The 11,166-nt window shown below is 73.6% G+C and carries 11 protein-coding genes; 3 read left to right on the top strand and 8 right to left on the bottom strand.

Annotated features, from left to right (window positions below):
• Positions 1–108: 108 nt before the first annotated feature.
• The 3 genes from BKE38_RS05455 (at position 109) to BKE38_RS05445 (ending at position 2,468) form a co-directional block, all read left to right on the top strand.
• Positions 109–300, top strand: a complete 192-nt coding sequence (locus BKE38_RS05455; RefSeq protein ID WP_106409134.1) for a hypothetical protein — start codon at positions 109–111, stop codon at positions 298–300.
• 64 nt (positions 301–364) lie between these two features.
• Entirely contained in the window at positions 365–1,951 is a 1,587-nt protein-coding gene (locus BKE38_RS05450; RefSeq protein WP_076956354.1) for an ABC transporter substrate-binding protein, read from the top strand.
• A gap of 25 nt (positions 1,952–1,976) precedes the next feature.
• Positions 1,977–2,468, top strand: a complete 492-nt coding sequence (locus BKE38_RS05445) for a peptide deformylase (RefSeq protein ID WP_076956353.1) — start codon at positions 1,977–1,979, stop codon at positions 2,466–2,468.
• Here the strand turns inward: BKE38_RS05445 and BKE38_RS05440 are convergent.
• The 8 genes from BKE38_RS05440 to BKE38_RS05405 form a co-directional block, all read right to left on the bottom strand.
• A complete protein-coding gene (locus BKE38_RS05440; RefSeq protein ID WP_207553499.1) occupies positions 2,460–4,799 on the bottom strand; it encodes a PAS domain S-box protein in 2,340 nt (779 codons plus the stop codon). The two genes, BKE38_RS05445 and BKE38_RS05440, sit on opposite strands and share 9 nt — an antisense overlap.
• Positions 4,789–5,457 (bottom strand): chemotaxis protein CheX, encoded by a 669-nt coding sequence (locus tag BKE38_RS05435; RefSeq protein WP_076956351.1) that lies wholly within the window; start codon positions 5,455–5,457, stop codon positions 4,789–4,791. The genes BKE38_RS05440 and BKE38_RS05435 overlap by 11 nt, the downstream gene beginning before the upstream one ends.
• Positions 5,457–5,837 carry a response regulator gene (locus BKE38_RS05430; RefSeq protein WP_076956350.1) on the bottom strand — a complete coding sequence of 127 codons (381 nt, stop codon included), beginning with the start codon at positions 5,835–5,837 and terminating at the stop codon, positions 5,457–5,459. Before BKE38_RS05430 ends, BKE38_RS05435 begins: the two co-directional genes overlap by 1 nt.
• 156 nt (positions 5,838–5,993) lie before the next feature.
• Complete coding sequence (locus BKE38_RS05425) at positions 5,994–6,230, bottom strand: hypothetical protein (RefSeq protein WP_076956349.1); 237 nt, start codon at positions 6,228–6,230, stop codon at positions 5,994–5,996.
• Entirely contained in the window at positions 6,227–8,263 is a 2,037-nt protein-coding gene (locus BKE38_RS05420) for a chemotaxis protein CheA (protein WP_207553498.1), read from the bottom strand. The genes BKE38_RS05425 and BKE38_RS05420 overlap by 4 nt, the downstream gene beginning before the upstream one ends.
• Positions 8,260–9,114, bottom strand: coding sequence for a CheR family methyltransferase (locus tag BKE38_RS05415; protein WP_076956348.1), 855 nt, complete (start codon positions 9,112–9,114; stop codon positions 8,260–8,262). Before BKE38_RS05415 ends, BKE38_RS05420 begins: the two co-directional genes overlap by 4 nt.
• Positions 9,111–10,202 (bottom strand): chemotaxis-specific protein-glutamate methyltransferase CheB, encoded by a 1,092-nt coding sequence (gene cheB / locus BKE38_RS05410; RefSeq protein ID WP_076956347.1) that lies wholly within the window; start codon positions 10,200–10,202, stop codon positions 9,111–9,113. The genes BKE38_RS05415 and cheB overlap by 4 nt, the downstream gene beginning before the upstream one ends.
• A partial coding sequence (locus tag BKE38_RS05405) for a chemotaxis protein CheW (protein WP_076956346.1) occupies positions 10,199–11,166 on the bottom strand: 968 nt, incomplete at its 5' end. The genes BKE38_RS05405 and cheB, both read right to left, overlap by 4 nt.

Here is an 11,166-nt window from a genome sequence, read left to right as displayed (position 1 = left end):
CTTCCGCGTTGGGCGCTAGTCTCGTGGGCTCGGGGATGTTTATAAGAGCCAGCCCTCCCCCCGGCGCTGGCCACCCTGCTGGCGCCGGCAGGGTCGCCTTCCGACGCCGTGCTCTTCGAGGGCGATGCCGCCGCGCTGCAGGTGCTCAACGCCGCGCTGGCGCAGGAACCGGGCCCGATACGCCCGTTGCTGGCGCTGCGCGACGGCGGGCTCTACCCGGCCGAGCTGCTGATGACCGAGCGCGCCACCAGCACCAACACCGCCGCCGCCGGCGGCAATGCCAGCCTGATGAGCCTGTAGCCGCTTCCCCGCAGGCGCGGTTTCATCCTAGCCTCGACAACGCATCAGCGTTGGAGAGGCTCGGATGACCATCACACGTCGCCACCTGCTCGCAGGCATGGGCACGGCGCCCCTGCTGCTCTCGGCCAGCGAGGCCCTGGCCCAGGGCATCCAGCCCAAGCGCGGCGGCACGCTGAACGTCATCCTGAACCCGGAGCCGCCGATCCTGCAGATCGGCGTCAACAACCAGACGCCGACCCTGATCTGCGGCACCAAGATCACCCAGGGGCTGCTGAAGTTCTCGCCCAGCCTGGAGCCGCTGCCGGAGCTGGCGAAAAGCTGGACGGTCAGCCCCGACGGGCTGGAATACGTCTTCCGCCTGCAGGAGAACGTGAAGTGGCATGACGGCCGCCCCTTCACCGCCGAGGATGTCCTCTATTCGGTGATGACCTTCAACCGCGAGATCGCCCCGCGCCTGCGCGGCGTCATCGCCGGCATCGCCGAAGCCACCGCGCCCGACCCGCTGACCGTGCGCTTCGTGCTGAAGCAGGCCTTCCAGCCCTTCCTGCTGTGCTTCGACGCGACCGCGCTGCCGATCGTGGCCAAGCATGTCTATGAGGGCGGCGACATCCGGTCGAACCCGGCGAATGCGAAGCCGGTCGGCACCGGGCCCTTCCGCTTCGTCGAATGGCAGCGCGGCAACTTCATCAAGATGGAGCGCTTCGCCGACTACTGGAAGCCGCAGCAGCCCTATCTGGACGGCATCCTCTGGCGCGTCATCCCGGACGGGCAAAGCCGGCGGCTGGCGATCGAAAGCGGCCAGGTGCAGCTGACCACGGCAACCGATATCGAGCCCTTCGACATCCCGGCGCTGCGCCAGGCGCCCAATCTGAACGTCACCACCAAGGGCTGGGAATATTTTTCCCCGTTGTTCTGGTTCGAACTGAACCATCGCGTGAAGCCTTTCGACGACCGCCGGGTCCGCCAGGCCATGTCGATGGCGCTGGACCGCAGCTTCATCGTCAACCGGTTGTGGTTCGGCCTGGGCAAGCCGGCGACCGGCCCGGTCGCCTCCACCACCCGCTTCCACGACGCCACTGCCAAGCTCGCCCCCTTCGATGTCGCCAAGGCCCGCGCCCTGCTGGACGAGGCCGGGCTGAAGCCGAATGGCCAGGGCATGCGCGGCGCCTTCAAATACGTCATCCCGCCTTATGGCGAGATCTGGACCCGCATGGGTGAGTATTTCCGCCAGGCCATGCGGCAGATCGGCTTCGAGGTGACGCTGGAATCCACCGATGCCGGCACCTGGGCCGCGCGCATCGCCAACTGGGACTATGAGGCGACGTCGAATGTGCTCTACCAGTATGGCGACCCGACGCTGGGCGTCGAACGCTCCTATGTTTCTTCGAATATCCAGAAGATCCTGTTCACCAACACGGCGGGCTATTCGAACCCGAAGGTCGACGAGCTGTTCGCCAAGGCGCGCACCGCGGCAACCGAGGCGGAACGGCGCACCGCCTTCAGCGACGTGCAAAAGATCCTGGTGGAGGACATGCCGCTGCTCTGGGTGGTCGAGGTCAACTATCCCTCGGTCACCGACAAGCGGCTGAACAACGCCGTGCAGCTCGGCACCGGGGTGCATGCCTGCTTCGACGACGTCTTCCTCGCCTGACCGCGGCAGCCTAGAAGCGGGGCCGATGACCATCCGTCCCCTGCTCCGCTTCCCCGATCCGCGCCTGCGCCAGGCCGCCGCCCCCGTCGAGCGTTTCGACGAGGCGCTGGCCGCCCTGGCGCAGGACGTGCTGGAGACCATGCGCGCCGCCCCCGGCATCGGCATCACCGCCTGCCACCTGGGCATCCCGACCCGGCTGGTGGTGCTGGAGCTGGAGGGCTGGGAAGCCCCCCGCTTCTACGCCAATCCGCGGCTGCTCTGGGCCTCCGACGCCCGCATCACCCATCTGGAGGGCAGCGTCTGCATGCCCGGCGTCAGCGAGCAGGTGGAGCGCGCGGCGGCGGTCCGCATCGCCTACCAGCAGCTCGACGGCACGCCTGCCGAGGAGGCGGCAGAGGGCCTGCACGCCATCTGCCACCAGCACGAGATCGACCAGCTCGACGGCATCTTCTGGACCCAGCGCCTGTCGCGGCTGAAGCGCGACCGCCTCGTCAGGAAGTTCCAGAAGCTAGGCTGACCCCGCCGGATCCAGGATCGCCTTGATCCGCGTCGCCAGCGCCTCCATGGCGAAGGGCTTGGTCAGGATCTGCATCCCAGGCTCCAGCGCCGCGCCGCCGGCCAGGCTGCTCTCGGCATAGCCGGTGATGAACAGCACCGGCAGCTTCGGGCGGTGCGGCCGCATGGCATCGGCCATCTGCCGCCCGTTCATCCCCCCCGGCAGGCCGACATCGCTGATCAGCAGGTCGATCCGCCGCGGCGACTGCAGCACCGCCAGCCCCTCGGCGCCGTCGGCGGCCTCGATGGCGGTGTAGCCCAGCTCGCGCAGCACCTCGACCACCAGCATCCGCACCGTGGGCTCGTCGTCGACCACCAGCACCGCCTGGCCTTCCTCGGCGCGCGGCGGGGGGACTGCGCCCTCGCCCGCCTCCTCCTCGCCCTCCTGCCAGTGGCGCGGCAGGTCGATGGTCAACACCGTGCCCTGCCCCGGCGCCGAGCGGATCCGCACCTGCCCGCCCGACTGCTTGGCGAAGCCGTAGATCATCGACAGGCCGAGCCCGGTGCCCTGCCCCAGCGGCTTGGTGGTGAAGAACGGGTCGAAGGCGCGCGCCATGACCTCCGGCGTCATGCCGGTGCCGGTATCGCTGACGCTGATCGAGACATAGGGGCCGGGGGCCAGGTCGCGGCCCAGCCCGGCGCGCTCGTCCAGCTCCAGATTGGCGGTGCGGATGGTCAGCCGGCCGCCCTCCGGCATGGCGTCGCGCGCGTTGATGCAGAGGTTGAGCAGCGCGTTCTCCAGCTGGTTCGGATCGCAGAGGATCGGCCAGAGGTCGGGCGCCAGCTCGGCGCGCAGGTCGATGGCCGGGCCCACGGTGCGCTGCACCAGCTCCTCCATGCCGGCGATCAGCCGGTTGGGGCGCACAGTCTTCGGGTCCAGCGTCTGCCGGCGCGAGAAGGCCAGCAGCCGGTGGGTCAGCGCGGCGGCCCGGTTCGCCGCGCCCTGGGCCGCGCCGATGAAGCGGTCCAGCTCGCCCAGCCGCCCCTGGCTGACGCGGATCTGCAGCAGCTCCAGGCTGCCGGTGACGCCGGTCAGCAGGTTGTTGAAGTCATGCGCCAGGCCGCCGGTCAGCTGGCCGACCGCCTCCATCTTCTGGCTCTGCCGCAGCTGCTCCTCGAGGCGCGCGCGCTCGGTGATGTCGCGGCCGGAGGCGACGAAGACCCCGGCATCGGCAGTAATGGTCCAGCTGCAGAGCCGCGGGGCGCGGTGCGGCTCGCCCTCGGGCGCGATGGCGAGATGCGCATCGAGCTGCGCCACGCGGCCGCCGGCCACCAGCCGGCCCAGCGCCGCAGCCAGGGCCGGGCGGTCTTCGGCCTGGAACAGGCTGGCCACCGGCCGGCCGATCAGGACCACCGGCTCCAGCCCGAGCTCGGCCTGCCAGGCCGGGTTGCCCGCCTGGACCAGCCCGTCGGCGCCAAAGACCAGGTAGAAGTCGGGCGTCTGCTGCCAGATGCGGTCGCGCTCGCGGGTGCGCGCGTCGACGCGGGTCTCCAGCGCCTGGTTCAGCCGGCGCAGCTCGTCCTCGATGCGCTTGGCCTCGGTGATGTCGTAGATCACGCCGCTGAAGCGGAGCCCCGCAGTCTCGGCGTCGGGCAGGTACTCGCCGCGGCGGGCCAGCCAGCGGATGGCGCCGTCATCGGCGCGGGCCACCCGCAGCTCGGCGGCGGCCGAGCCGGTCACCGCCTCGAGGTCGATGATCGGCGGGTCGCCCGGCAGCACCAGGGCGTTGATGCCGCGGACCGACAGGTCGCGCGCCGGATGCAGGCCGAGCAGCCGGCAGAACTGCGCCGAGACGCTGGCGGTCGCGAAGTCCTGGCGATGCTCGAAGGTGCCGACGCCGCCGGCGCTCTGGGCGATGCGCAGCTGCTCCTCGACCCGCTTCTGCTCGGTGATGTCGACCAGCACGCCGGTGAAGCGCAGCGGCTGCTCGGCCGCGTCATAGTGGCAGCGGCCGCGCCCATGCACCCAGCGCAGCCCGCCCTCCGGCAGCAGGATGCGGAACTCCTTGGAGAAGACCTCGGCGCCCAGCAGCACGGCGCCGACGCCAAGCTGGATGCGGGCGCGGTCGGCCGGGTGGATGATGCGGAAGAAGCGGCCGCTGGGCAGGCCGGCCGCGGCCTCGGCGGCGCTGATCCCATGCAGCGCGGCGAAGCGGGCGTCGCCCTGCAGCCAGCCGCCCTGCACCGTGCCGTCGCCGACCTGCCAGTCCCAGGCGGCGGCGCCGGAGGTCGCCAGGATCTCCGCCAGCCGCGCCTCGGCGGCCGGGGAGCGGTCGAGCAGCTCAGCCGGCATCCCCCGCCTCCTCGCCATCGGGGCCCATGACGCGGGCGATGAAGTCGCCGACCAGCAGCTTCAGCGCGGCGAGCGAGGGCAGGTCCATCAGCATGGCGATATAGCCATGGATGTCGCGCTCCAGCACGGCGAAGTTGATGTAGAGGAACAGCACCAGCCCGTCCGCCGCCTCCTCCTGCTCCAGCTCGAACAGCAGGCTGCCGTCGCCGCGCAGCACCTCGGGCAGCGACATGGTCAGCGACTCGCGCAGCATGTTGGCCATGGTGGCCAGGCAGCCGTTGAGGATGACATTGCCCGTCTCGGCCAGCGCCTCGTCCTCGAGGCCGCGCATCTCGGCCTCGCCCAGCGCCTCGCCGACCACGGCGCGCACCAGCTCCAGGCTGCGGCCCTCGGGGAAGATCAGCAGCGCCCGGCCGGAGAAGGCGCCGGAGAAGTCCTGGCGCACCGCGACCAGGGTCTCGGCCTCGCGCTGGCCGATCAGCCGGGCGGCGGTGCGGCGGCTGACCACCTCGGCCTCCGGCACCGAGAGCAGCACCTGGCGGCCCACCATCTTGCGCAGCGAGGCGGCGGCGCGGCTGACGCCGATATTGACCAGCTCGGTCAGCGCGTCGCGCTCGAGCTCGCTGAGATCCAGGCCGGCAGGCGCGCTGGCAGGCATCAGCCGCGCTTTCTGAGGCGCAGGGCGGCCCCCGAGAGGAAGCCGCGCAGCGCCTCCTCGGTCACCGGCTTGGCGACGAAGCTGGCATTGATGGCGCGCGCCCGGGCGATGATCTCGTCCTGCACATTGGCGGTGATGATGGCGATCGGCAGCTCCGGCAGGCGGGCGCGGATCTCGCCGGCCAGCGCCAGCCCGTCCTGGCCGGGCATGTTGAAGTCGAGCAGCGCCAGGTCGATGCCGCCCTGCTCCAGCCGGGCCAGCGCCTCCTCGGCATTGCCGGCCTCGACGCGCGACCAGTCCGGCTGCAGCGCGGCGACCGCCTTGCCGGCGACGATGCGGGCCAGCTTGCTGTCATCGACGATCAGGATCGTGGTCGCCATGGGGTGGGATGCTCCGGCGGGCTGTCAGACAGAGGGACGGAAAGAGGATCGGGGACGCGCGGCGGGCATGCTCATCACCGCGAGCAATACGCAAGCCCCGCCAGGGTTGCAGCGCAAGGCCTGGGCGCGGCGGTGTCTGCGGCGGGGCGCCACGGCTCAGCGCCCGAGCAGCGGCAGCAGCAGCCGCGCCAGCCCCGGCTCGCCCGGGGCCGCGGCCAGCGGCGGGCGGAAGGCCAGCAGCACCTGCAGCAGCGCCGTGTGCAGCGCGGCGACCTCGGCCAGGTCGACCGCCAGCCCCGGATGCTGCTGCAGCATCGACAGGAAGGTCTCGGCCTCCTCGACGCCGCAATCGCCGGCGAGACGCAGCCGGCCGTCTTCCAGGGCGATGCTCATGACAGGGCCGCCTCCGGCAGGGGCGCGGCGGCGCCGCCGGCCAGCTCGTCCAGGTCGAGCACCACCAGCACCACGCCGTCGCCCAGCAGCGCCGTGCCCAGCGCGCCCGGCAGCCCGGCCAGCAGCCCGCCCATCGGCCGCAGCATGACGTCCAGCCGCTCGGCGAAGCCGTCGACCGCGATGCCACAGGGTGCCGGCCCCGCCGTCACGAGGATCCTTCTCTCGGTGCCGGCCGGCGCCGCCGGCAGGCCGAGCAGGTCGGACAGCCGCAGCAGCGGCAGCGCCCGGCCGCGCAGCACGAAGGCCTCGCCCTCGGCCAGGCGGGTGATCGCCGCCTCCGGCAGGCGCAGCGTCTCGGCCACTGCCTCGATCGGCACGCCGAAGCGGGCCTCGCCCAGCCGCAGCAGGACGACGCGGGTGATCACCGTGGCGCGCGGCAGGGTCAGGCGGAAGCTGGTGCCCTGGCCGGGGCGGCTGGCGACCGAGACGCGGCCGCCCAGCGCCTCGATGGCGGCGCGCACCGCATCCATGCCGACACCGCGGCCGGAAATGCCGGTGACCGCCGCCGCGGTGGAGAAGCCGGCGCGGAAGATCAGCGCCATCGCCGCCGCCTCGTCCAGCGCGTCCAGCTCGGCCGGCGGCAGCAGCCCGCGTTCGCCGGCGACGCGGCGCAGCTTCGCCGTGTCCAGGCCGGCGCCGTCATCCTCCAGCGTCACCTGGATCTGGTCGCCCTGGCGGCGGGCCGAGAGGGTGATGCGCCCGGCCTCGGACTTGCCCGCCGCGCGGCGCGCCTCGGGCGGCTCGACACCGTGGTCGAGGGCGTTGCGCAGCAGATGCAGCAGCGGTTCGGCCAGGGCGTCGACCACCGACTTGTCGGCCTCGACCTCCTCGCCCTCGATCTGCAGCGCGACCGGCTTGCCCAGCTGCGCCGACAACTCCCGCGCCAGCCGCGGCAGGCGGCGGAAGGCCTGGGCCAGCGGCACCAGGCGCAGCCCGAGCACGGCGCGGTGCAGCCCCGCCACCAGCCGGTCGATCTCCGCCCCGCGCGCCGCCAGCGAGCGGCCGAGCGGGGTCGCGGGCCCGCCCGCCTCGCGCGCCAGCCCGGCCAGCCCGGTCTTCGCCACCACCAGCTCGGCCACCATGTCCATCATGCCGTCGATCCGCGCCGCCTCAACCCGCAGCAGGCGCTGGCCGGGATCGCGGGTGGCGGCGACGGTCGGGCTGGCCGGCGGCTCGGCGGCGGCGACGCCGGCCCATTCCACCTGGTCGGCGACGAAGCGCATGTGCTGGCGCAGCGCCTCCGGCGCCGCGGTGCTGAGGGCGGCGAAATCCAGGTTGCAGGCGAAGGGATCGAAACTCTCCAGATCCCAGGCGGCGCGCGGCGTGACGCGCAGCGCGATCAGCCCGGGCAGCCGCCGCAGCAGGCCGAAGGGATCGTCGCCCAGGAAGAAGCAGTCGGCCGCCGGGCGGTAGTGCAGCGCGGTGACCGGCTGGCTGCCGGAGCGCGCCTCGGCCAGCGGGTCGGCGGCCTCCGCCAGCAGGGCGGGCAGCCAGGCCAGCGCCGCGGCGGGCTCGGCCGCGGCCGGGACGGCGGGGCCGTCCAGCAGGGCGCGCAGCGCGGCCTCGTGCCGGGCGCCCAGGGCCGCGGCCTCGGCGGGCAGGCCGATGCCGGCACCGTCGCGCGCCAGCCCCATGATCCAGCCTTCCACCGCGCCGGCCGCGGCCATCAGCGCATCCAGCGCCGCGGCGTCCGGCGCGCGGTCGCCGGCACGCAAGGCTCCCAGCAGGTCCTCGGCGGCATGCAGAAGCCCGGCCAGCGGCGGCAGGTCGAAGAGCTGCACGGAGCCCTTCAGCGTGTGCGCATGGCGGAAGGCGGCGTCCAGCGCCTGGCCGGGGCCGGGCATGCGCTCCAGCGCCAGCAGCGCCTCGGCCAGCTGCTGCGCCAGCTCCGGCGCCTCGACCAGGAACTGCGCCAGCAGCTCGTCCATGCCGTCCTCGGTCATACCCGTCCCGGTCAGGCTCCGCATCGTCATGACAGTGGCCGCTGGTAGACCACGGCCTCCTCGAAGCGGCGCATGGCGAAGCGGTCGGAGATGCGCGCCATGCTCTCGCTGTGGCCGAGGCAGAGGAAGCCGCCCGGCGTCAGCGCGTTCCACAGCAGCCCGGCCGCCTGGCGGCGCGAGGCCTCGTCGAAATAGATCAGCACGTTGCGGCAGAAGATCACGTCGAAGCCGCCCTGCCGGGCCATGCTCTCGGCATCCACCAGGTTGGCCTGGGTGAAGCTGACGGATTCGCGCAGGTCGCGGATCAGCCGCCGCGCGCCGCCGCGCACCGGCTCGAAGTAATCGGTCAGCACCGAGGGCGGCAGCCGCGCCAGGGCGCGCTCGCCATACTCGGCGCGCAGCGCCTCCGACAGCGCCCGGCTGTCGATGTCGGAGCCGACGATCTCGACATGATAGGCATCGACCAGCGGCCAGTTCTCCAGCAGCCAGAGCGCGATGGAATAGGCCTCCTCGCCGGTCGAGCAGGGCATCGACCAGATCCGCACCAGGTCGCCCGGGCCGCGGCGCCGGATGACCTCCGGCAGCAGGTCGCGCGCCAGGCAGCGCAGCTGGTGCTCCTCGCGGTAGAAGTAGGTCTCGTTGACGGTCAGGCTGTTGATCAGCTGCTCGGCCTCGGCGCCGGAGCTGCGCAGCAGCGCCATGTAGCCGGAGAAGCCGGGCTGGCCGGTGGCGGCCAGGCGCTCGGCCAGGCGGCGCTCGACATAAGCCCGCTTCGGCTCGCCATAGGCGATGCCGGTGCGGCGGTAGACCAGCTCGCAGAGCCGCTGCAGCTCCTCGGCCGTCAGCAGCGGTGCGCCGCCCGCCTGATCCTCGGCCTTCATGCCAGCCACTCCAGCAGGCGGGGGGCGATGCGGGGCAGCGGCAGCACCGCCGAGGCCGCGCCGGACTGGGCCAGGGCGCCGGGCATGCCCCAGACCACGGCGCTGCTCTCGGCCTCGGCAATGGTGCGGCCGCCGCCGGCATGCAGCCGCCCCATGGCGGCGGCACCGTCATAGCCCATGCCGGTCATCAGCACGCCGATCAGCGCCGCCGGCGGCAGCACGCCCAGCGCGCTGTCGACCATGCGGTCGACGCTCGGATGCCAGCGATGCGCCGGGTCGCTGGGCGCGGCCAGCGCCACCAGCCCGCCGGCGCGGCGGCCGACCAGCAGGTCGGCGTCGCCGCGGCCGATATAGGCCTGGCCAGGGCGCAGCGGCTGCGGCCCGGAGACCTCGGTGACGCGCAGCGCGCATTGCCGGTCGAGCCGGCGCGCCAGCGGCCCGGTGAAGGTCGCCGGCATGTGCTGGGCGATCACCACCGGCCAGGGAAAGTCGGCCGGCAGCCCGGCCAGCAGCACGTCCAGCGCCGCCGGCCCGCCGGTCGAGGTGCCGACCAGCACCAGCCCTTCCGCCGGGCTTTCGGCGAAGCCGCGCTCGCCGGCCAGCGCCGCCGCATGCAGCCGCGGCACCGGCACCGGTGGCGGCAGACTGGCGGCGCGGGCGCGCAGCCGCTCGGCCAGGCGGGCGCTGGCGCGCAGCCGGGCGCCGGCGGCGCGGCGCACCGTCTCCACCACCCGGGGGGCGAATTCGGCGAGCGCCAGCGACAGCGCCCCGGCCGGCTTCAGCACGAAGTCGACGGCGCCCAGCGCCATGGCTTCCAGGGTCTCCTCCGCCCCGGCGGCGGTCAGGGAGGAGAGCATCACCACCCGGCTCGGCCGCTCGACCATGATGCGGTCCAGGCATTCGAGCCCGTCCATCCGCGGCATGGTCAGGTCGAGGGTTACCACATCCGGCTTGAAGCCGTGCAGCTGCTCCAGCGCCTCGATCCCGTCGCGGGCGAAGGCCAGCTCGAAATCCGCCTCGGCCTCGAAGATCTGCCGCATCAGCCGGCGCAGCAGGGCAGAGTCATCCACCACCAGCAGCCGGATCATGGCGCGCGCGCCCCGCGCGGCAGGGCGGCCAGCAGGTCGCGCTCGGCCTCGGCCAGCAGCGTCGCCGGGTCCAGCAGCAGCACGGCGCCGTCATCCGCCGTCAGCGCCACCCGGTCGAACAGCGCCGGCAGGCCCGGCGGCGCCAGGCGCAGCGCGGCAGCGGGCCAGGCGGCGATCGGCTCCACCGCGTCGACGGCCAGCGCGAAGACGATGCCGGCCACCTCCAGCACCAGCAGCCGGCCGCGGCCAGGACCCGGGCCAGGACCCGGGCCAGAACCGGCGCCAGAGCCAGCGCCAGAACCGGGACCAGGACGGGCGGCCAGGCCGAAGCGGCGGCGCTGGTCGACCACCGCCAGCGCCGCCCCGCGCCAGCTCAGCAGCCCGGCCACGAAATCCGGGGCGCGCGGCAGTGGCGCCAGCGCGGCCGGCGCGCGCAGCACGGCGCGCACGACGGCCGTCGGCAGCGCATAGCGCTCCGCCCCCAGCCGGAAGGGCAGCAGACTCTCGCGGTCCTCCCGGGCCGGCGGGGCGGCCGGCCCCTGCTCCGCCTGCAGCGCCGCCAGGGTGGCGGCGGAGACCAGCTGGCCGGGATCCAGCAGCGAGGCGAGGCCGCCATCCTCGAGCCGCAGCAGCCCGGCGACCCGCGCCTCGGCCACCGCCCGGGCCAGCACCGGCGGCACCGGGCTCAGCGCCGCCGCCGGCCGCGCCACCACGCCGCGCAGCGCATCGACCGGCAGCGCCAGCTCGGCGCAGCCGACCGCCAGCAGGATCACCCGGTCCCCCGCCGCCGCATCGCCCGGCAGCCCGAGCAGCCGCCGCAGCGAGACCAGCGGCCGGAGCTTCCGCCCGCCCGCCGCCGCCAGCGCCACGGTGCCCAGCATGGCGGCATCCGCCCCCGGCAGCGGCACCAGCCCCTCCGGCCGCCGCGCGACGCCGCGCACGGCCGCGAGCGGCAGGCAGAAAT

The organism is Teichococcus deserti (assembly GCF_001982615.1).
GTDB lineage: Bacteria > Pseudomonadota > Alphaproteobacteria > Acetobacterales > Acetobacteraceae > Pseudoroseomonas > Pseudoroseomonas deserti.
This window is presented reverse-complemented; position numbering and strand designations above follow the sequence as displayed.

Coding starts and splice junctions, on each gene's coding strand:
- BKE38_RS05450 (WP_076956354.1), top strand. CDS start 365: ATGACCATCACACGTCGCCACCTGCTCGCAGGCATGGGCACGGCGCCC.
- BKE38_RS05445 (WP_076956353.1), top strand. CDS start 1,977: ATGACCATCCGTCCCCTGCTCCGCTTCCCCGATCCGCGCCTGCGCCAG.
- BKE38_RS05440 (WP_207553499.1), bottom strand. CDS start 4,799: ATGCCGGCTGAGCTGCTCGACCGCTCCCCGGCCGCCGAGGCGCGGCTG.
- BKE38_RS05435 (WP_076956351.1), bottom strand. CDS start 5,457: ATGCCTGCCAGCGCGCCTGCCGGCCTGGATCTCAGCGAGCTCGAGCGC.
- BKE38_RS05430 (WP_076956350.1), bottom strand. CDS start 5,837: ATGGCGACCACGATCCTGATCGTCGATGACAGCAAGCTGGCCCGCATC.
- BKE38_RS05425 (WP_076956349.1), bottom strand. CDS start 6,230: ATGAGCATCGCCCTGGAAGACGGCCGGCTGCGTCTCGCCGGCGATTGC.
- BKE38_RS05420 (WP_207553498.1), bottom strand. CDS start 8,263: ATGACGATGCGGAGCCTGACCGGGACGGGTATGACCGAGGACGGCATG.
- BKE38_RS05415 (WP_076956348.1), bottom strand. CDS start 9,114: ATGAAGGCCGAGGATCAGGCGGGCGGCGCACCGCTGCTGACGGCCGAG.
- cheB (WP_076956347.1), bottom strand. CDS start 10,202: ATGATCCGGCTGCTGGTGGTGGATGACTCTGCCCTGCTGCGCCGGCTG.